Below are 19,452 nucleotides of genomic sequence, written 5' to 3'. Positions count from 1 at the left end.
GAAACGCTAAGAGCTAGAGTAAGGTCTAGATCAAGTCCTAGAGTGATCCGCATGGCGACGACCGAAACCCTCACTGACTCGCTCGGCATCGGCGAGGTCGCCGACCGCACCGGCCTGAGCGTCCACGCCCTGCGCTTCTACGAGCGAGAGGGCCTGCTGGTCGGTCCGGTCCACCGCACTGCGGGCGGCCGCCGGCGTTACAGCCCCACCGACGTCGACTGGTTGGGGATCTGCGTCCGGCTGCGGGAGTCCGGGATGCCCCTCGCCGAACTGAAGCGATTCGCCGAACTGGTTCGGCAGGGCCCGGGCAACGAGCCGGAGCGGCTGCGGCTCCTCGACGCCCACCAACACCGCGTCGAGGACCAGATCCGCGCCCTGGAGGAATGCCGCTCCATCATCGCCCGCAAGGTCGGCGTCTACGCCGAGCACGTCGCGCGCGGTACGGCCGCCGGGCTGTGGGACCCGACGGCTGCCGGGGGCTGAACCGTCTCTGCCAGCTCCACTCAACGCATTCGGGCGTCGGGCAAGAGTAGGGCTGTTTACACGGTGATCGCCCCTCACCGGCGGTCAACCTGCCACCGGCCTCTCCACCTCTGTTCTGCCGCCGTCACCTGGAACACGGTTTACGGGCGGCCCTTAGCCTGTCGTTTAACATCCGGCTTCGAACAGGCAGGTCCGTTGATCACTCGTTCGGTGTCTCCGGGAAGTGGATGCGGCCTTCGCGTGATCCTGAACTCCAAGAAGGGTGAAGGGTTGCAGGACTTGCAACTGCGGAACGAGTTGGCCGGCCTGCCGCTGCCCCGCGCTCCGGACGGCCGCCTGGTGCTTGCCGTCGACGTCTCGCTGTGGCTTAGGTCGGTCGCGGAGACCTGCCCAGACCCGTTGTTCTGCCGCACCACGGCCGCGGCAACGCCAAGCACCAGATGATGCCCGGCTGGCCGTACTCGTTCGTCGGCGCATTGGAGACCGGTCGCACATCCTGGACCGCCGTCCTGGACGCGGTACGGCTGGAGCCCGGTGCGGACTTGGCCGCCGTCACCACCTCCCAACTTCGCCACGCGGTAGGCAGGTTGATCGCCTCGGGCAGTGGAAGGCGGGTGATCCGGAGGTCCTGGTGGTGATCGACGCCGGCTACGACGCGCCGAGCATCGCCCACCTGCTCGGCGACCTGCCGGTGCAGGTCCTCGGCCGGCTCCGATCGGACCGGGTGATGCGCCGCTGGGCGCCCAGCCGCGTGGAGTTCGCTGCGGCGAACCCGGCCGGCGGCCGGCCGCCTGAGCACGGCGGTGAGTTCATCTTCGGCGACCCCGCCACCTTGGGCAAGGAGCAGGCGGTGACCTGCACCGCGACCCGCCGATACGGCACCGCCGTCGCCCGGGCCTGGGAACGGCTCCACCGTCCGGCTGGCCGTCGAGAAGCTGCCCAGCGGCGGGGCGAACCGGCCGGTGTGGTTGTGGTGGTCTCGCACCGGCGCCAACGCCGAGGAGGTGGACTGCTGCTGGCAGGCTTTCCTGCGCAGGTCCGACCTGGAGCAGACGTTCCGCCTGCTCAAGCAGACCCTCGGCTGGACCCGGCCCCGCCTGCGGGACTCGGCGGCGGCCGACCGCTGGACGTGGCTGGTGATCGCCGAGCACACCCAGCCACAGCCTGCCACCCCAGAGGCCGCCTGTTCGAAGCCGGATGGTTAGCGACAAGCTTAGGGCCTATCTGACAAAGATCAGCGGTTGGGATGTGATGCTCGGTCCTATTGCCTTGCCATCCTGACGCCATATCAGGAGATCATGCGCAGGGCCAACTCATCCGATCCAGCACCCGACTTGTACTCCTGCTTCTTGGGCGTGAGGGCAGCCGTTTCGTCAGGAACGGCGATCTCCCTCATGGTGGGGTGCACGGGTCCGCGTCTGAGACAACGCGATGCGCCGTCGGGCCAGATCGACATCGATGACCATCACGGTAAGGGCATCGCCAACCTTGATGACGTCTTCGGGTGATTCGTCCAGCTCGCTGGTGTGCACCAGCCCTTCGAAGCCGTCCTGCCGGTCTTCGATGCGGACGAACACGCCGAACGACACAATCTTGGTGACCGGGCCCGTGACCACCTGTCCAATCCGCTGCGCCACCTGCGGCCACGGGTCTTCCCGCACTGCTCGTAGCGACAGAGGCACCCGTTCCCGGACCATGTCGACGTCGAGGATCTGGGCTGTGATCTCCTCGCCGACGCTGACGACGTCGGACGGGTGGTTGATCGGCCGCCAGGACAACTCCGGAATGTTGATCACGGCAGTGAAGCCGCCGATGTCCACGAAGGTGACGCCGAAGCTGGCGATGGTCGTCACCGTGCCGGTGACGACTTGGCCGCGCCGCAGGGTCTTCAGGAAGGCCCAGTCCCGGTCGCTGGGCGTCGGCTCGGTCTGCCAGCGTGCGCGCAGAACACCGTCGCTGTCCGGCAGTACGGCGGTGAACAGCGGGCGCCGCTCATCAGTAGCCAGGGATACGACGCCGGCGGCGCGTGCGCCGGTGAGCTGGGAAGTCACTGCCTCGAACTGGATCTCGTCCGTGACGGTGCTGGTGATCCGTCCGCCTTCGTCCTCCCAGAGGATTTCTACCGGGCCCTCGTCGCGCAGCGAGGCCATGGCCGCGTCGATGTCGGTGAGCAGGTCCGGCCAGACCGCCAGCTGGGCGCGAGGGGCCAGTTGGGAGCGCACTGTCTCGATGTTGTCACGGGTGAGGCGGTGCCACCGGGTAGCGTTCCCGGCGTAGGTCTCCTCCAGGAACGTGGCGCGGTGGGCGCTGACCGTCCAGTGCAGGCGAGCCCAGAAGTCGGCGTCGGCCGGGCGCTGCTCGCGCAATGGGTCGTCCGGTGCGAAGTCGTACGGTGATGCGTCCAGGCGTTCCGGGAACAGTCCGAGCGAGCGGGCGCGGGCCAGCGCTGCTTCGCAGGGCAGGCTGCTGCCGATGTAGAGGTACTGGTCCCAGCCGACGTGCACCGCGAACGCTCCCTCCACCTCCAGACGGCACCAGGCGCCGCTGTCGCGGAGCATGGCCCGAACGAGTTCCAGGACCACGGTAATCGGAACCAGCGCACCGTCGTGGAAATCGGCGAGGCCACCCGGGAACAGGCCAGCCAGGCCGTAGCCGTCGGCTGGTGGCTCCAAGCCGAAGCGGGGGAGGCTCCCGATCTGCGGCTCGCGGATGGCCAGCCGGTCGACGCCGGTTTCCTCGGCGAAGGCGGCGACGGCCTTCAGGTAGGCGGCCTCGACCGGTTCGTGGGCGCTGGTCGTCGGCTCGGCACCGGCATAGTGGCCGTGCTGATCGCGATCGGCCGGGTCGTACTTGGTGACCAGGTAGACGTAAGGCAGCACGTCACTGCCCGCCAGAGTTCGAAGGCGCCGCTGCATTTGGGTGGTGTTCGAGGACACGGCAGACGAGCGAGAGCGTGACTTCCCGGGCGTTGAGCGAGTCGCCGATGTCGCGGACGTCAGGTACCGACCGCGCGAGGCGGCCGAGCGTCGGGACGACGAGGGTGTCACCGGCACGCACGGCCGCGAGGGTCTGAGCCAGGCTGGGCCGGTCGCGGTTGGTTCCGGTGAGTCGGTGTTCCAGGTAGATCCGGTCCGCCGGGACGTCCAAGTTGAGGAGAATCTCACGCTGAGAGGTATGGTCCTGTTTGCCCGGACCGCATCCCGAGTAGCTGACGCGTTCACTCACGCCTGGAGCGTACGGTAAGTCTCCGCTCACCGTACAGATCACCAGATAGCTTAACTGATCATTTCAGAATGAGTTCGGTCCGCTTCGACCTCTCGTGCGAACCCGCGCATGTCTCATCTGGGCGCATCAGGCCCTGGAGAGTCGTGTGGCACTGTTCCGCCATGAATGAGGACACGCCGAACTATGCTGCCTGCTGTCTGGCCGTCTGGGAGGGCGAACGCCCGCCAGACGACATCGCTGCGGGTCAGACCTATAAGGAGCTCTACAGGCGCTTCGTCTGGAGCGGCGACCCGCACGAGATCCACTGCCCAGGCGAGCCTCCGACCGAGCTCATAGCGGCGTATGTGGGGGCATTGCTGGAGCGGTGGCCCAACCCCACTGGGGAAGTCGATGACCACCCGGTATGGGAGGACGGCTTGGTCGGTAACGAGACGGGCCCGTTGATCTACTTCGGTGTGCGGTGGAACATGGCCGAGGAGGTTTCGGGGTTCGCGGCGCAGGTCGCGGCGTCCATGGGGCTGGTCTGCTTTGACGTCTCACGTGGGAAGCTACGGTCGTAGGAGGCACCTGTTTTGGGCATGCGACGGAGACAGATGATGCAGCATGCGAGTTCCAGAAGGGCCTGGTGGAGGTCGGCTCGGCGTTCGTAGCGGGTGCGGAGTCGTTTGAACTGGTGGAGCCAGGCGAAGGTGCGCTCGACGACCCAGCGGGTTTTGCCGAGGCCGGAACCGTGGGCGATGCCTCGGCGGGCGATGAGGGGTTTGATGCCGCGCTTCCACAGCAGGCAGCGGTATTTGTCGTAGTCGTACCCACGGTCGGCGAACAGCCGCTTCGGTCTGTTGCGGGGGCGCCCGCGCAGTCCCCGTATCGGCGGGATGGCGTCCAGCAGCGGTATGAGCTGGGTGACGTCGTGCCGGTCGCCAGCAGTGACCGAGATAGCGAGCGGGGTGCCGTGTCGGTCGACGATCACATGGTGCTTGGCCCCGGGACGGCCGCGGTCGACGGGCGATGGCCCGACGTGGTCCCCCCTTTGAGGGCCCGGACATGGGAGCCGTCGATCGCGCAGTCGTTCATGTCCAGCAGGTCAGCGCCGCGCAGTTCGGCCAGTAGCGTGCGGTGCAGGGCCGGTGCCAGACGCCTGCTTCGGTCCAGTCACGCAGCCGACGCCAGCTGGTGACACCGGAGCAGCCCACCACCTGAGCGGGGCCATCACGCCAGGCCACACCGTTGCGCAGCACGTAGATGATGCTGGCCAGCGCTACCCGGTCAGGCACTCGCAGCCGCCCCGGATGACGATGCCTGCGTGCCGGCCTTGGCGGTAGCAACGGGGCTATGCGCGACCACAGCTCATCCGACACAAGATCAGCAGACACCGCACAGAGCCTGCCGACGACCACTGCCAAACGCGAACCGACACACCGATCTCATTCTGAAACGATCAGTAAATGAGAAGCGTCAGACCGCCGTCAGCGCAGGCCATCCCACCAGGCAAGGCCACGATTGTTCCTTCAGGGTTCCCCTTACGGACGGATCGTCTCAACTCGCTTGGTCACTGGGCTGGCGGCCGTGATGGCGATGGTGGGGAGTCTGGTGCTGGACGGGCTGTGGGAGTTGTTCCAGCGGGTGGTTCCGGCTGCTTCGGTGCGCTCGCAGGGCGGCGGAAGACGCTGCTACGGCGATCGCGAAGTGCTGGCGACGATCCTGTTCCTGGCCACGACCGGCTGTACCTGGCGGCAACTGCCGTCGGGCTTCGGCCCATCCGGGCTGACCGCGCACCGCCGCTTCACCGAACGGACCTGGGCCCGCGGGGCAAACTCCACCGCCTGGTCCTGGACGAACTCGGCGCGCGGGGAGTTGGACTGGCCCCGGTGTGCCATCGACTCGGTGAACATGTGGGCTCTGAAAGGGGGGCTCTGACAGCTCCGGACCGTGTAGATCGCGGCAAGAGGGGCTCAAAGATCTACTTGGTCACCGAGCAATCGGTTCTGCTCCTCTCGATCGGGGTCTCCGCCGCGAATACCCCCGACAGCCAGGGTCTCCGACCCCTCGTGCGTGGCATCGTGCATCGGCATCGAGTCCTCCCGGCACATGGGCCGTTATCGCTGGACCATGGAGCAGACGGTCGCCTGGAATGCCGGGTGCTGCCTGCACTGAGCGCAAGGCCGAGCACATTCTCGCCTTTGCCGGCATCGCCGCCGCGCTCATCTGCTAACGGCGTCTGGGCGGGGTCAGTCCGTTCATGCGGCTCCGAGGAACCCCGGGTCGGTGCCGTCGAACTGCAGGCACGAGTCGCGGCTCAAACCCAGGAGTTCCGCCATGGGTAGTGCACGGCGGCTGGTTCCCGGCAGATTCTCACGGGCCTCGGCCGACCACAACGGCGGAAACAACGACAGCCTGTGCTGGCCGTTCAGCACGGAGACCTCAGTGCGCCAGCCGTCCCACCGCAGGCCCCCGTAGAACTCCTGCAGCCCTCCGGCAAGAATCCAGGACAGCCATGCCGAGTGCCCAGCCCCCAGCGCCTCCCAGCCCAGGACGTCGGGGGCGAAGTAGACGATCTCGCCCGGCTCACCGGGCCGACCGGCCGCGCGGGGGTTGCCCCCGTTGAGGGCGAACACCCCACCCAGCACATCGTGCGCGACCACGAGGCCCGCCGGCGGCCGCCAGTCCGGATCGAAGGTCGAGGGCATTGCGTTGATCTCGGCCAGGCCCGGCAGCCCCTCGGGGTCGGTGCCGTGCGGGCTTCCGAAAATGCGCAACCATCCGCTGTCCACGAGCAGACCGCCGCAATTCAGTACGATCGCGCCCAGGTTGGACCGGGCAGAGACCTGGAGCTGCAGCAGGGACGCGCGGCCCATCTCGGCATCGCCGGGCAACACCTCGACTGGTACGTCAGTGCCGGACAGCTCCTGAAGGAGGAGCGGCCAGGCCGGATCATCGACGTTGAGCAGCTCATTGACCTCGCGCTTTCCGCATCGTCGCACTGGTACCGAAGGCCCGGCCCACCGGGTCGCCTGTTCCGCGCCGTCGCTCGCAGGGCGGGTGTCAGCCCGGACTTCCTCTATGCCCACCGAGGGCCGCCTTGCTCCTCAGGCGCCCTCAGTGGACGACGGTGCGGTCATCCGTTCCCTTGCTGAAAACCTTCGTCGTGAGCGCACCAGTCACCGCGAGTGCGTCCAAGAACTCGAACAGCGACTTGTCGTCGCACACGGCGAGTAGAACTTACGATCCGGAGCGCAATCCCAGGGCACTGTGCTCCACCACACCCGAGGGAAGATCCTTCTTTCCCGAAGCCTTGGCAGTCAACTCGACGAGGCCAGCGCGGAGTTCGGCGGCGGGCTCGCCAAGGATGATCGCGCTGATGATCAGCTCCATCATCAAGCAGTCGTACTCGTCGCCCCCGCTCCGATAGCGCTCCTCATCGGCCTCGACCACAGCAGAGGCGATCTTCCTCCCAGGACCAGCCGCGGGGGCAAAGGACACCTCATAGATGCCGCGACCGGTCCAACTCCGGTGCATGAAAAGGACATCGCCTTCAACGAAGACGTTCCACTTCTCATCCATGTCCCGGGCTCGATATCCGCGCTGGATCCGGTCCCAGTCCTCGTCGGTCCAGACACGATCCGGCAACTGTGACACCGGCCGTGGCTTGCTGATCGGGTGGAGGCGCCGGAACGACTCTCGGGTGAGAGGGGCATCGGCATTCATGACGCGATCATATGGAAGCACCCCTCCAACAGCACAGCAGATTAACTCCGAAGCGGGGCGACCGCGCCCTCAGCCGCCTCCAGATAGTTGGAGCCACTTGTCGCGAGGGAACCCGGCGTCGTAGTGGGCCACGGAGGGCATCGGCTGCCTTGCGGGCTTCCAGAGCGACGGCATCAGCGGTGAGAGCACCGATCTTCAGGGCTGCGGCGCGGCCGGTGACGAAGTGTTCGTAGGGCAGGTGTCGGCTGAGCAGGAGGACTTCGGTCAGGGCGCGGGTTCCGTCGCGTTCGCCATGGGCTTTGACGGTGGCTTCCCACCAAGGGGCCTGGCCGAGGGGCGGTGGCGCCGGGCAGGTGCCGGGCTTGTGGATGAGAGCCTCCTGGTAGTGATCGAGTTCGAGGCGGGATCCATCGCGGGCGACGAGCCGCGCGCGCTGGTTGTCCAACTCAAGTCCGTCCTCGGCCCGTCGGCCAGCAGCACGCCGTCGCTGTTTTCGCGCACCCCCGGCCTGCCATCGGGTCAAGCCGTCCGTTGACTCAACTAGGTACTGAGTGTAGATACTGGGGTATGACCGTTCCTCTGGCACTCCTCGGACTCCTTGAACGGGAGTCGAGCCACGGCTACGACCTCAAGCGCGACTACGACACCTTTTTCGGCCGGGGTAAACCGCTGCCCGCCGGGCAGGTCTACTCGACCCTGGGGCGCCTCGCTCGTGACGGGAAGGTCGAGGTCGGCGAGACCGGGCCCGGGGCGGGGCCGGACCGCAAGCGCTACGTGATCACCGAGCTCGGGGTCACGCAGGTCGAGAACTGGCTGACCGAGCCGGTCGAGGGTGAACCGCACCTGCAGACGGTGCTGTTCACCAAGGTCGTACTGGCGGTGCTGCTGGAGCGCGACCCTCGTGTGTACCTCGACATCCAGCGCGCCGCCCACATGGAGCGGATGAGGGAGTTGACCGTACTGCGCCGGACCGGCAGCACGATCGACTCGCTGCTGGCCGATCACGGCCTGTTCCACCTGGAAGCCGACCTGCGGTGGATGGACCAGACGGTGGCCCGGCTCGCCGCTCTGACGGCGGAGGTGCGCTCATGAGTGCGGACGACGGATTCCTCGTACAAGCACGGGATGCTGTCCTGTCGTTCGGGCAGACGCCCGCGCTACAGGGCGCGAACCTCTCGGTCCGCGCCGGCGAGATACTCGCCGTCACCGGCCCGAGCGGCTCCGGCAAGTCCACGCTGCTGCACTGCCTGGCCGGGATCCTCGTCCCCGACTCCGGCGAGATCTGGTTCGACGGCCGCCGCGTCGACACACAGGGCGAGCCCGAACGCAGCGCGCTGCGCCGGGATCACTTCGGCTTCGTCTTCCAGTTCGGTCAGCTCGTCCCCGAGCTGACCGCCGAGGAGAACGTGGCCCTGCCACTGCTGCTCGCCAAGTCCCGCCGGGCGAGCGCGCTGACCGAGGCCCGGTCGTGGTTCGGACGGCTCGGCCTGGACGGCCTGGAGGGGCGCCGATCCGGCGAACTGTCCGGCGGACAGGCACAGCGCGTCGCCCTGGCTCGCGCCCTGGTCTCCCGGCCCCAGGTGCTGTTCGCCGACGAGCCGACCGGGGCGCTCGACTCGCTCACCGGCGAGCACGTGATGGACCTGCTGGTCGCCTCCGCACGGGAGGAGGGCACCACCGTCGTCCTCGTCACCCACGAGCCACGGGTGGCCGCCTACGCGCACCGCGAGGTCATCGTGCGCGACGGCAAGGTCACGCCGCTCTTCGTCGAACGGCTGGGCTCATGATCCGCCTCGGTCTGCGCCTGACCCTGAGCGGAGGCAGGGAGGCCGGCGCCCGCCTCGCCGTCATCGTGGCCGCCGTCGCCCTCGGCGTCGGATTACTCCTGAGCATCCTGGCGGCCCTCAACGCCACCGCCACCCAGAACAGCCGGAACGCCTGGCTCAACACCGGCTCGGGCAAAAGCGCGACGAGCCGGTCCGCGGCGAAGGCAGACACCGACCCGCTGTGGTGGCTGCTCAGGGCGGACCACTTCGACGGCAAAACCATCGGCCGTGTCGACGTCGCCGCCACCGGCCCGAACTCCCCGGTCCCACCAGGACTTTCACGCCTTCCCGGACCGGGCGAGTTCTACGCCTCACCGGCCCTGGACAAGCTCCTCCGCTCCACCCCGGCCACCGAACTCGCCGACCGCTATCCCGGCCACCGAGTCGGCACGGTCGGCAACGAGGCGCTTCCGGGCCCCGACTCCCTGATCGTCGTCATCGGCCACCGCCCCGACCAGCTCGCGAAGCAGCGCGACGCCGTCCAGGTCACCACGATCACCACCGCGCCCCCCAGCAGTTGCAACGGCACGAACTGTACGGTCAGGGCGGGCATCGACAGCGGGGGCATCAAGCTGATCCTCTCCGTCGCGGGCACCGCCCTGATCTTCCCCGTGCTCATCCTCATCGGCACGGCCACCCGGCTGGCAGCCGCCCGCCGCGAGCAGCGCTTCGCAGCGATGCGCCTGGTGGGCGCCACACCGCGGCAGATCTCGCTGCTCGCGACCGTCGAATCGACGGTCGCCGCGATCGTCGGCACGGCCGTCGGCTTCGGCCTCTTCTACCTGTTCCGTCCGCAGTTGGCCTTGGTCAACCTCACGCGGACGCCCTTCTTCGCCAGCGACCTCACGCTCGGGACCGGCGGCATCCTGCTCGTGTCCGTCGCCGTCCCAGTCGGGGCCGCCGTCGCGGCCCGGCTCGCCCTGCGTCGCGTGCAGGTCTCCCCGCTGGGCGTCAACCGGCGCGTCACGCCACGCCCGCCACGGGTCTACCGGGTGATCCCACTGGTCGTCGGCATCGCCGAACTCTCGTACACCATCGGCCGGGTGCCGAGGAGCACCAACGGCCAGATCTGGGTCTTCGTCCCGGGAATCCTGCTGGTCCTGACCGGACTCGTCATCGCCGGCCCCTGGCTGACCATGGCCGGAGCCCGCCTCCTGGCCCGGCAGACCAGCCGGCCCGCGCTGCTCGTCGCGGGCCGACGGCTCGCGGACGACCCGAAGGCCGGCTTCCGCGCGGTCAGCGGGCTGGTCCTCGCCCTGTGCGTCACCAGCGCGGCCGTCGGGATCATCGGTTCGCTGAACGCCGAGCGCAGCATCCCGCAGGCGAGCCGGGCGGTCGCAGGCGCCTTGGACGCCAACTACATCCGGGGCTACGACAGCAGTACTGGACGGGAGATCGGCAGTGTGCCCCCGCTCTCGAAGGCCGCGGTCGGCGACCTGGACTCCGTACCGGGCGTCAAGGGCGTGCTGATGATCCACACGAACCCGCTCGGCACCACGGACCCGGCCTTTCACGGCCCCCAGGGCTCCGCGGCACCCCCGATCGCGGGCCTGGCCTCGTGCACGGAGCTCGCGAGGATGCCGGCCCACAGCGCATGCGCCCCCGGGTCCCACGCGGCGTCGGTCGCCCATGACTACGGCAGCTTCGCCACGTACCACTGGATGCGCTGGCCCGCGGCATGGCCCGCCGCCGACATCTCCGCCGCGCGTCTCGCACGCCTCCCGGTCCAGGAGATCGTCGTGGCCACCGACGGGTCGAAGTCGGCGATCGAACGGGCGCGCACCATCCTTGCGAACACGTATGCCGACCGTGACGTTCCGTCGACCGTCCGCGAGATTCATGCGGAAAGCGGCGCACAGCTCGCCGGATACCAGCAACTGGCCAACGTGGTCATCCTGGTCAGTTTCCCCATCGCCGGCTGCAGCCTGGCGGTGAGCGTGGCCGGGGGCCTGCGCGACCGCAAGCGCCCCTTCAGCCTGCTGCGGCTGACCGGCACACCGCTCGGGGTGCTGCGACGGGTGGTGCTTCTGGAGAGCGCGGTCCCGCTCCTGGTGGTCGCCGTGGTGGCGATCGGGATGGGCTTCCTGGCCGCCCAGTTGTTCGTACAGGCACAGTTCAGATACTCGATCCAGGCGCCGGGGATCCAGTACTACGCGATCGTGTTTGCCGGGCTTGCCGCGTCGCTGGCGGTCATCGCGTCCACGATGCCGCTGCTCAGGCGCATCACGGGACCCGAAGCGGCACGTAACGAGTAGCAGCTGCGGCGAGGGCTCCGACCGGCTGACCACGGCCGGTCCGAGCCCTCGTTCGGGCCCGCTGGATCGCGAACTCGTGCTTGAGCAGCGCGACTTGCCCGCTGCCATCAGCTGGGATACGCACGTGCGGATAGTTTCCTTGCCCGCACCCCGGTGCCCATGACGTCGTCATCGCCCTGGTTGCCACCGCTCACCGCACAGGGCTCCGCCGGGTTCCGCCAGGTAGTGACGCCGACACCGGCGGTGCCCGACGCCTTCGCGAGGAAGCATCCGTACCTGGGCAGAGGCCTTGCCGGCTGTCACTTGGCATCCAAGCGACCTGGCGTTCAGGCCGGCCGCTTGGATGCGGACGGTGAGGTGATCGTCGTGCTGTGGGTTTCAGGAGGGGTTGGGGACGTTGCCGTTCACACAGTGGCTGACGGCGTCTGCGAGGGTGGCGCCGCCGACGGGGATGACGGCCAGTTCCTGGAAGCACACCACAGCCGCAGTGATGGGCCAGGTGTTCGCGGCGCTCACGCTGGAGCCGGCGTTCGAGTCGTCGTAGGCGTGTGCGGCCGGGGCGGACAGGGCCAGAGCGGCGAGCGGCAGCGCTGCCAGAGTCATGATCTTCTACATGACCGAGGCAACGACCGGTCGGCGGCGAGGATGTGCCGGCTCCCCCGTACGGAGCTACCCATGCCGACACGTACGGCGTATCGAACCGGCTGCGTGCGGCACCGCCGTCGAGCACTGGATCGACGCCGACAAGGGGGCGCCACCATCGAGAACATAGGAGTCTCCTGGTCAATGAGCGGCGTGCGGTGCAGGGCCGCTGCGGGGCTCACCCGTGATGCTACGGAGTGCGCTCGCTGGTCGGCGCGTTCACGCCATGGCGTCGGTGTCTGGGGGAGTAGGCGGGTCGTGCTCGTACAGGGTCTACAGGAGTGATCTCTGTCGCCGCGCTGCCCTGTTACGAGCCCGGCCACCGACAAGCCGCTGGTCGCCTATCTGAGGTTCTTGCGTCCGTCATGCCGACCGTCGTTACTGCGTGGCCGGAAGATCAGCCGGGACCGCCCGCCGCCATGGTTCCTGGACGGTGGGCATCCGTGCCAGCGTGTGCCGGAACGCATCGTCGGACGGCCGAAACGGCATGCGCGGGTGCGGCGGCAGCGGATCGTCGCGCTCCACGCCCGCCGGCAGGCCGCCGACCGTCGGCAGCCGGGTCCGGTGGGGCGGGAAGGCCAGCTCGGCCCAGAGCGCGGCCTCGACGGGCACGGCCACCGCTTCGCCTCTCGGCTGCCATATCTCTGCGGTCTGCGGGTGGACCGGTACCAGCAGCAGCTCGGCGGCCGGCTCGCCGACCCCGGGCCCCGCAAGGTCCAGCCGCTTCGCGCCCTCTCCGGAGGGCAGCAGTGCGGCGAGTGCCCGGCCGAGGAGCCCGGCGACGGGACCGGGGGCCGCCTTGACCGGCCCGCCCTCGGCGGCCATCACCACGTGGGCGAGGGCCACGCCCGCCGGGATGTCCCGGTACTCGCTCAGTCCGTGCCACAGCGCGCCGTCGGCAGGCAGGTCTGCCCAGTCCATGACAGGCCGCTCCGGTGGGCCGGGCAGCCGTACGACCGCCTGCGGGAGGAGTCGTACCACCTGCCACTGCCCGCAGTCGTCGATCCGTGATCCGACCGGTAGCCCGCAGCCCAGGCAGGCGAGGTTCGGTCCGCCGCTCCCGTTGATTCCCATGCAGTAGCCTTCGGTCCGCTCCGGGATCAGCCCGGTGCCGCGCATGTCGCCGGGCGCGAGCAGGACGGTGTCCGGCGGCCCATCGGAAAGTGCGCTGAGCGGAGCGAAGATTCCCCGTGCTGCTGCCGCCTGTGCTTCGACCTCCTCCCACAGCCGCCAGGGCGGCCCGTACGGCTCGGGGTCAATGGCGTAGGTCCCCGCCTCCAGGAGCGGTGGGTGAAGCGTCTCCCAATAGGTGTCGCTCAGATGGATCGGCAGTGCCACCTTCGACACCGCCGCCGTCAGTACCGCACCGCAGCCGGCACACCCGAACACCGCCAAGCCGTCCCCTCCTGCCGTCGAAGTCGCGGCGGAGAATACCTTGTGCCAACCGCTGACCGGGCTGCTTGCTGCTGCGGGAGTCCCGGTGCTGGTGGTCCGCGGCTTCGGCTCCGGGAGAGGCGGGGGCTGATATCGAGGTCGACCCAGACGTCCTGTACGTCGACAACGGGCAGATCCTCACCTCAGTCGGCGCCGCCGCGGGCCTGGACCTGTGCCTGCACATGATCCGCCGCGACTACGGCTCAGCTGTCGCCGCCGACGCGGCCCGCCTGTCCGTCACACCCCTCGAACGCGAAGGCGGGCAAGCGCAGTTCATCGTCCACGACCACCCGCCCGCCCCTCGGGGCTCCACCCTCGAACCCCTCCTCATCTGGCTGCAGGACAACCTCGGCCGCGACCTCGCCCTTGCCGACATCGCCGCCCACGCCGGAGTCAGCACCCGGACCCTGATACGCCGCTTCCGGGAGCAGACCGGCACCACTCCGCTCCAGTGGCTCCACCGGGCCCGCATCCGCCAAGCCCAACACCTCCTGGAGAGCACATGCCACCCCGTCGAGCGAATCGCCACCCAGGTCGGCTACGGCTCGCCCACCGCCTTCCGCGACCGCTTCAAACGCACCACCGGTGTCAGCCCTCACACCTACCGCCGCACTTTCAGCTGACCCAGGTTCACCGCGCCTAAAACGCGGCCCAGTTCTGGGAGGCCGCGCCGTCGGACCGTGTCCGGAGCTCGACCAGGCCGCGGCTCAGGACCGCCGTGATCAGTCTCGCGGCGCAGGAACTCTCCGTCGCCCTGATCACCCCGCCGTCAATCGATCCGCGGGTAAACGCTCAGTGACGAGACCTACCACGCGGCCCGCAGCCCACCCTACGGTGGACGAATTCGGCACAGGGACACGTCAGTTACTTGTCAGCGGCATGTCACGGCAGACTTGTACGGTCGACTGCCACAGAACGGCCACGCGATCCAAGGACGTGCGATCATGGCGACTCATGCCTGGCTTATGGCCCGCCAGTGCCTGATAGCCGAGCCCGGCGAAGACGCCGAGCTACGGGAGAAGCCACCGGTCAAGGTGGACCTGCCCGACGGGGGCGAGACCTTGCTGGTCACCAGTAACGACGACCCTTACACCGGCATGAACCACCTGCGGCTCATCTGGAGCCTCCGTATCCAGGCCCTCGTGGACGGGCCACTCGACGGGAGTCTGCCGCGCAGAGCCGCAAGATCCTCATCCTGGACGAGCCCGAGGAATCACGGGGCACCTGCGCGGAGATGAGTGAGTAGTTCGCCAGGGTCAACTTCGTGGGCCCACCTGGTGGTCCTGGGCGTCCCCTCCGCTGACCACGACGAGCGCGTCTTCCCCAACTCCGGGCACCTCGACGCGGATTGTGGCGAGAGTCAGCGTGTTGCCCTCCGCCACGGCACCCACCCGGGCGCCGGCGCCGCACCGGCCCGCTGGGAGGTGGAGACAGACGAAGAACGGGGCGCCCCGGCCGACCCCCTTACCGACCGACTCGGACCCCACTACACCTGCACCCTGCCGCAACATGAGCGGCACCGATACAAGAGATGGGCGGAAATTGACGTCATGACGACCCAGGACAACACATCAGGTAATCCGTCGGGTGCACGGCCGCGCAAGGCCTCACCAGGCGCGGTAGGAGGCGACCTGAACGCCTATGTCATCGCCCGGCTGACGTTCCCCGAACAGCCCCAAGAGGACTTAGCCGAGTACATGGAACGGCTGTTACCGACGATGACGCCCTTCGGAGGCCACATCCTCTCCCACGGCAAGGAGGTGCAGACCCTCGAAGGCGTGTGGGACGGCTACGCCGTCATCCTGGGATTCCCCGACGCGGACCATGCCCACGGCTGGTACAACTCGGTGGAGTACCAAAAGATCATTCAGCTGCGACGCCGCCATGTCGACGGCGAACTGATCGTCGTGGAGGGCAACCCTCCGGGCTACGACGCCACAGCCGCGGCGGCCGCGATGCGCCAGGGAGTACTGGCAGGCGCCCCGGGAACTCCCAAGATCTGACCCGGCACCAGTGGCGTGTGCCGTAACTGGTGCGCTCCTTCAAGAGACACCGAACAGCGGCGCGAGATGCCGCAGAGGGTTCTCCGCGGCTCGGCCGACCATAGGGTGCGGGTGTGGAAGAGATCCCCAGGTTCGAGTGTGACGACATCGATCTGCAGCCGGTCCAGCGTCAGTTCGCCCATGTCCTCCAGGACCGCGCACGAGCCTGGCCTGTCCACCCCTTCGACACCGTGCTGCTGCCTGCGGAACACACCCCGTACGGCTGTCTGCTGGCCTACCTCGACATCGACGACCCCCAGTGCAACCGCAGTGTGCTGACGGTGGGAGTCCACTTTGACGGGGTCCGCGCCCGCGGCGACAAGCTTCATAATCAGGACTTCACTCTCCCGGGCAAGCCGACCGCCCTCGCCCTCGACGTGACCGGGAGCCCCCGGGCGACAGCGAACCGGACAGCAGACTGGTTCGAGGCAATCCTCAGACGACCCCTCGTGCGCAACGAATGGCTGCATGCTGGGGTCGTGTACGCGACAAGGCACTCATTCGCCGACACCGGAACCGGCCTGTGCCAAGGCTACGATGCCTCCCTTGCTCCGCCCGGGCAGACCAAGCGCCTGAGGAGCGCTGGGTTCGACCGTGGCAGGGGGTGGATCGACACATCTGGCCTGGGCAGACCAGACCGCGTTGTTCACGTCAGAAGCGCTGACACCACCGGGCCTGCGTAGGCTGATCGCCGTACGAGCGACGCTACGCAGGGCCCGAGGGCCCCGAAGGCCCGGCCGTGCCGGCTGGCGGCCACACCTTGTTGCCGTGGTTCAGGGGGTGGGCATGCCTGCTGGGCGGGTGGGGCGGCCGAAGCGGACGGGGACGCCAGGCGAGTAGAGCACGCTCACCGGCGGGCCCGTCGGGGTCGGCAGCCCGGCCGCGGTCACCAACTCGTCGTCGTGACAGAGGAGTTCGGCCCGGTGCAGTGGCCAGCGTGGGTGGGTGTTGGGCAGGTACAGCGACTCGCCGAAGAAGGCGTTGTGCATGCCCCATCGGGCGGTCAGGAAGTGGTCGAGCGCGGTCGGCTCCTCGATCGGCGCGCCGATGCGTACCGAGATCCGGGAGCTCGCCCCGCGCGGCCCCGGCCAGCGGCGGCGGCTGGTGTAGGTGACCGTTTCCGCGTCGCGGTGGATCGTCATCCGGGCCCACATGTAGGGCAGCCGGAAGACGCTGCGCGCGATGGCCACCGGCAACAGCCGTGATGCCTCCAGCGAACGGAAGACCACGCCGCGCCGCCCGTGCCGGTCGACGGAGTACAGCCGTACGTTGGTTTCGGGGAAGGTGCCGAGGTAGGGGATGCCTGGCAGCGCGAACCAGCCCACCCGTGCATCCGGAAGGCCACCAGTCCGACGTACGTGAGCCCGTCGAACGTGTCCGGCACGGTTCCGGGTGGCAGCAACGGTGCCACGTCGGCCGGGTCGGCGGCCCAGTGCAGGAACGTCAGGTCGAGCCAGACTGGGTGAGCAGGGTGGTGGGCACCTGGCGTGCCGGATCGGGCGTTATCCGCTCCGTGGGTATCGGGGCTGAGGGCATGGCGTCGCATGCCGGTGTCTTCGTGGTGCGGCGGCTCGCGTCAGTGGTTGACGGTGAAGTGTGCGGCCTTGGGCGCGAAGGTGGTGTGGTGGTCCTTGGTGGTGGCCAGCGCAGAGACGTACCAGGTCCCCTTGGGCAGTGCGGCGGCCTCCTTGGCGGAACTCTTCTCGGCGTAGGTGCACGTCGCGGTCGTCGGCGAGGTGGCCTTGCACGTGGCGTCGTCGACCTGCGTCATCTCGTGGGCAGTGGGGGCGAGATGCGAGCCGGCGGGCCAGGCCAGCACCTTGAGGTTCTGTACGCCGGACTTGGCGGCGACCGTGGCGTTGAAGGTGAGCGTGACGCCGCCTGTGCTGGTCGGGGTGAAGCGGGCCGCCCATTGGAGATCGTCGGCTTGACGGGCGTCGCGCCGTGGGCCGAGGTGACGAACACGGTGGCGGCGGCCGCGACGGTGACGGCTCCGACGAGTGCCGGGATGACGATGCGCCTGGACATGGTGGTTCCCTTCGCAGGTGGCTGCTGTGGTCTTCGCCGGGCGCTCGGTGCGCGGTGGGCGTTGTGTGTACAGCGTGTGGCGCGGGGGCCTTGCCCGGCATGGGGACAGGTACTCAGCCGCTACTCAACAGCCGTGCCGCGTACCGTAATTCGCACCCACGCAGGCGCGGACCCTGCGACGGACGGTGCGGCGGCCTCTTCCTCGCCTCCTGGGACACGGGTTCAGAGGCGGGTACGTTCTTGGCGCTCGAAGCGGAAAGTCACGCGTGGGACCAAGAAGGTGAACGGTTCGGCGTTGCCCGTGATGGCACCGGCAACAGTGGAGATGACCGGCCCGGTCAGAGGGACGCAGGAGTCGAGGGGGATGTCCAGGGCGATCTCCTGCCGGGTCACCTGTCCGTGCCACGGCTGAACCGAGAGCGCCCGGTCCTGGGGGACGCAGTAGGCCGGCATCTGCTCGTAGTCGGCGAACCCCTGGCGCCAGGGCCCGTCCGCCGGCCACTTCGACAGCGGGATGAGATGGGCCTCGGCATCCGGTGCTGTGCCGCGTCCAGGGTCCAGGAGGAGGTCTGTACGGCCGTGGGACGGAAGCAGCCGCCGCCACCGGCCGAGAAGAGCCGGGCCCAGGTGACCGTGGTGGTAGGTCAGGAAGGTCAGCATGGCCCGGTCACCGCGCTCACCGATGCGTTGCAACTCCAGGCCGGGTGGTATCAGCGGGGCGATGCGGTCGGCATCGACCAGGTAATTGACGTAGACGACGTCGGTGACGTCGCTGACGAACGCGACCGATGGGATGCGCTCGCACAGTGCGCGCAGCAGACGGCTGTTCGCCGCCCAGTTCAGAGGGGCGGCGGACCGGCCGCTTGCGTGGATCCACGGCGCGTACCGCCCGAACTCGGTCTGCTGACGCGTGCGGCGCAGCGTGTGCTCGGCGGCCCAGGCCGCCGAGCCGACCGACACGGTCAGAGCGAGCACGGTGAGGAGTACGACGAGCATGAGCAGAGTATGGAGTGCTCTGAACGGCGCCGGACATCCCTCGTGCTGGTCACCGGTTCGATCAGGGCCCGCCGCTCATCCAGTACCGGGACTGCTCAGTCAGAAGGATGAGTAGGCATGCTCATGCCGCCGTCGGGGCGTGGACGCCAGGATGACCGCACCAACGACAGGAGTTCTCGCGATGTCCCTTGCACTGACCGTCCCGCGGCGTGTCCCGCCTGTCTTGTGGGCAGGTGTCGTCGTCGCCGGCCTGGCCGTCTCGGCCTGGCATCCCCGTGACCGCACCACCTGGCTGCTGGAGACCGTATGGGCACTGGTCGGGCTGCCGCTGGTGATGCTCACCTGGCGCCGCTTCCCCCTATCCGGCCTGCTGTGCGGCCTGCTCGCCGTACACGCGCTGGTGCTGGCGGTCGGCGGACACTACACGTACGCGCAGGTACCGGTCGGCAACTGGGTGCGCGACACGTTCGGTCTCCACCGCAACCCCTACGACCGCTTCGGCCATCTGATGCAGGGGTTCGTGCCCGCCGTTCTGGTGCGCGAGCTGCTCATCCGGACCTCCCCGCTGCGCGGCAGCCGCTGGCTGGCACCGCTGACGGTGTGCGCGTGCCTGGCCTTCAGCGCCGTCTTCGAGATGTTCGAATGGGTGACGGCCGTGATCGGCGGGCACTCCGCGGACGCGTTCCTCGCCACGCAGGGAGACGTGTGGGACACGCAGTGGGACATGTTCTGCGCCCTGATCGGTGCCACGCTCTCGGTGACGCTGCTCTCCCGCGTCCACGACCGCCAACTGCCACACTGAGCGGGCCGGTGGAG

Annotated in this window: 16 protein-coding genes and 5 pseudogenes; 11 read left to right on the top strand and 10 right to left on the bottom strand. The window is 68.5% G+C overall.

Annotated elements, in window-relative coordinates; all coding sequences use genetic code 11:
• Positions 1-51: 51 nt before the first annotated feature.
• Together AB0927_RS22390 and AB0927_RS22385 are read left to right on the top strand one after the other, a co-directional pair.
• Positions 52-483: a MerR family transcriptional regulator gene (locus AB0927_RS22390; protein ID WP_366669433.1), complete on the top strand. Its 432-nt coding sequence runs from the start codon at positions 52-54 to the stop codon at positions 481-483.
• A gap of 282 nt (positions 484-765) precedes the next feature.
• Positions 766-1,640: pseudogene (locus AB0927_RS22385) on the top strand (transposase); the annotation flags it as partial.
• A 216-nt stretch (positions 1,641-1,856) separates the two neighbouring features.
• Here the strand turns inward: AB0927_RS22385 and AB0927_RS22380 are convergent.
• The 3 genes and pseudogenes from AB0927_RS22380 to AB0927_RS22370 all read right to left on the bottom strand — a co-directional run.
• Positions 1,857-3,362 (bottom strand): S1 RNA-binding domain-containing protein, encoded by a 1,506-nt coding sequence (locus AB0927_RS22380; RefSeq protein WP_366669432.1) that lies wholly within the window; start codon positions 3,360-3,362, stop codon positions 1,857-1,859.
• 1 nt (position 3,363) lies between these two features.
• Positions 3,364-3,708: a recombinase family protein gene (locus tag AB0927_RS22375; protein ID WP_366669431.1), complete on the bottom strand. Its 345-nt coding sequence runs from the start codon at positions 3,706-3,708 to the stop codon at positions 3,364-3,366.
• A 589-nt stretch (positions 3,709-4,297) separates the two neighbouring features.
• Positions 4,298-5,081, bottom strand: a pseudogene (locus tag AB0927_RS22370) (IS5 family transposase); the annotation flags it as partial.
• A gap of 196 nt (positions 5,082-5,277) precedes the next feature.
• Between AB0927_RS22370 and AB0927_RS22365 the strand changes: the two are divergent.
• Positions 5,278-5,920: pseudogene (locus tag AB0927_RS22365) on the top strand (transposase).
• Between the two features lie 25 nt (positions 5,921-5,945).
• Here AB0927_RS22365 and AB0927_RS22360 read toward each other — a convergent pair.
• Both AB0927_RS22360 and AB0927_RS22355 read right to left on the bottom strand, forming a co-directional pair.
• Entirely contained in the window at positions 5,946-6,776 is an 831-nt protein-coding gene (locus tag AB0927_RS22360; protein WP_366669430.1) for a DUF2625 family protein, read from the bottom strand.
• Positions 6,777-6,927: 151 nt separating this feature from the next.
• On the bottom strand, positions 6,928-7,413 hold the full coding sequence (locus AB0927_RS22355) for a hypothetical protein (protein ID WP_366669429.1): 486 nt from the start codon (positions 7,411-7,413) through the stop codon (positions 6,928-6,930).
• Positions 7,414-7,651: 238 nt separating this feature from the next.
• Here AB0927_RS22355 and AB0927_RS22350 point away from each other — a divergent pair, with 238 nt between their 5' ends.
• From AB0927_RS22350 to AB0927_RS22335, 4 genes are read left to right on the top strand one after another with little or no spacing between them, the layout of a single operon-like run.
• Positions 7,652-7,948 carry a hypothetical protein gene (locus tag AB0927_RS22350; RefSeq protein ID WP_366669428.1) on the top strand — a complete coding sequence of 99 codons (297 nt, stop codon included), beginning with the start codon at positions 7,652-7,654 and terminating at the stop codon, positions 7,946-7,948.
• 32 nt (positions 7,949-7,980) lie between these two features.
• Positions 7,981-8,505: a PadR family transcriptional regulator gene (locus tag AB0927_RS22345; RefSeq protein ID WP_366669427.1), complete on the top strand. Its 525-nt coding sequence runs from the start codon at positions 7,981-7,983 to the stop codon at positions 8,503-8,505.
• Positions 8,502-9,200, top strand: a complete 699-nt coding sequence (locus AB0927_RS22340) for an ABC transporter ATP-binding protein (RefSeq protein ID WP_366669426.1) — start codon at positions 8,502-8,504, stop codon at positions 9,198-9,200. Before AB0927_RS22345 ends, AB0927_RS22340 begins: the two co-directional genes overlap by 4 nt.
• Complete coding sequence (locus tag AB0927_RS22335; protein ID WP_366669425.1) at positions 9,197-11,494, top strand: FtsX-like permease family protein; 2,298 nt, start codon at positions 9,197-9,199, stop codon at positions 11,492-11,494. The genes AB0927_RS22340 and AB0927_RS22335 overlap by 4 nt, the downstream gene beginning before the upstream one ends.
• 378 nt (positions 11,495-11,872) lie before the next feature.
• Here AB0927_RS22335 and AB0927_RS22330 read toward each other — a convergent pair whose 3' ends face one another.
• A complete protein-coding gene (locus AB0927_RS22330; protein ID WP_366669424.1) occupies positions 11,873-12,097 on the bottom strand; it encodes a hypothetical protein in 225 nt (74 codons plus the stop codon).
• 417 nt (positions 12,098-12,514) lie between these two features.
• Positions 12,515-13,525 carry a hypothetical protein gene (locus AB0927_RS22325; protein ID WP_366669516.1) on the bottom strand — a complete coding sequence of 337 codons (1,011 nt, stop codon included), beginning with the start codon at positions 13,523-13,525 and terminating at the stop codon, positions 12,515-12,517.
• A 134-nt stretch (positions 13,526-13,659) separates the two neighbouring features.
• Between AB0927_RS22325 and AB0927_RS22320 the strand changes: the two are divergent.
• The 3 genes and pseudogenes from AB0927_RS22320 to AB0927_RS22310 form a co-directional block, all read left to right on the top strand.
• Positions 13,660-14,193, top strand: a pseudogene (locus AB0927_RS22320) (helix-turn-helix domain-containing protein); the annotation flags it as partial.
• A 927-nt stretch (positions 14,194-15,120) separates the two neighbouring features.
• Complete coding sequence (locus AB0927_RS22315) at positions 15,121-15,573, top strand: DUF1330 domain-containing protein (protein ID WP_366669423.1); 453 nt, start codon at positions 15,121-15,123, stop codon at positions 15,571-15,573.
• 113 nt (positions 15,574-15,686) lie between these two features.
• Positions 15,687-16,295 (top strand): hypothetical protein, encoded by a 609-nt coding sequence (locus AB0927_RS22310; RefSeq protein WP_366669422.1) that lies wholly within the window; start codon positions 15,687-15,689, stop codon positions 16,293-16,295.
• A gap of 90 nt (positions 16,296-16,385) precedes the next feature.
• Here the strand turns inward: AB0927_RS22310 and AB0927_RS22305 are convergent.
• From AB0927_RS22305 to AB0927_RS22295, 3 genes and pseudogenes are all read right to left on the bottom strand, one after another.
• Positions 16,386-17,148, bottom strand: a pseudogene (locus tag AB0927_RS22305) (DUF2071 domain-containing protein).
• Positions 17,149-17,188: 40 nt separating this feature from the next.
• Positions 17,189-17,713, bottom strand: a complete 525-nt coding sequence (locus AB0927_RS22300; RefSeq protein ID WP_366669515.1) for a DUF5707 domain-containing protein — start codon at positions 17,711-17,713, stop codon at positions 17,189-17,191.
• Positions 17,714-17,862: 149 nt separating this feature from the next.
• A complete protein-coding gene (locus AB0927_RS22295; protein ID WP_366669421.1) occupies positions 17,863-18,636 on the bottom strand; it encodes a hypothetical protein in 774 nt (257 codons plus the stop codon).
• Positions 18,637-18,817: 181 nt separating this feature from the next.
• Here AB0927_RS22295 and AB0927_RS22290 point away from each other — a divergent pair, with 181 nt between their 5' ends.
• Complete coding sequence (locus AB0927_RS22290; RefSeq protein ID WP_366669420.1) at positions 18,818-19,438, top strand: DUF2238 domain-containing protein; 621 nt, start codon at positions 18,818-18,820, stop codon at positions 19,436-19,438.
• Positions 19,439-19,452: the final 14 nt, after the last annotated feature.

The sequence above is a fragment of the Streptomyces sp. NPDC048106 genome, assembly GCF_040706415.1.
Lineage (GTDB): Bacteria > Actinomycetota > Actinomycetes > Streptomycetales > Streptomycetaceae > Streptomyces.
Note: the sequence above shows the minus strand (reverse complement) of the source record. Positions and strands in the feature narration are given on the sequence as shown.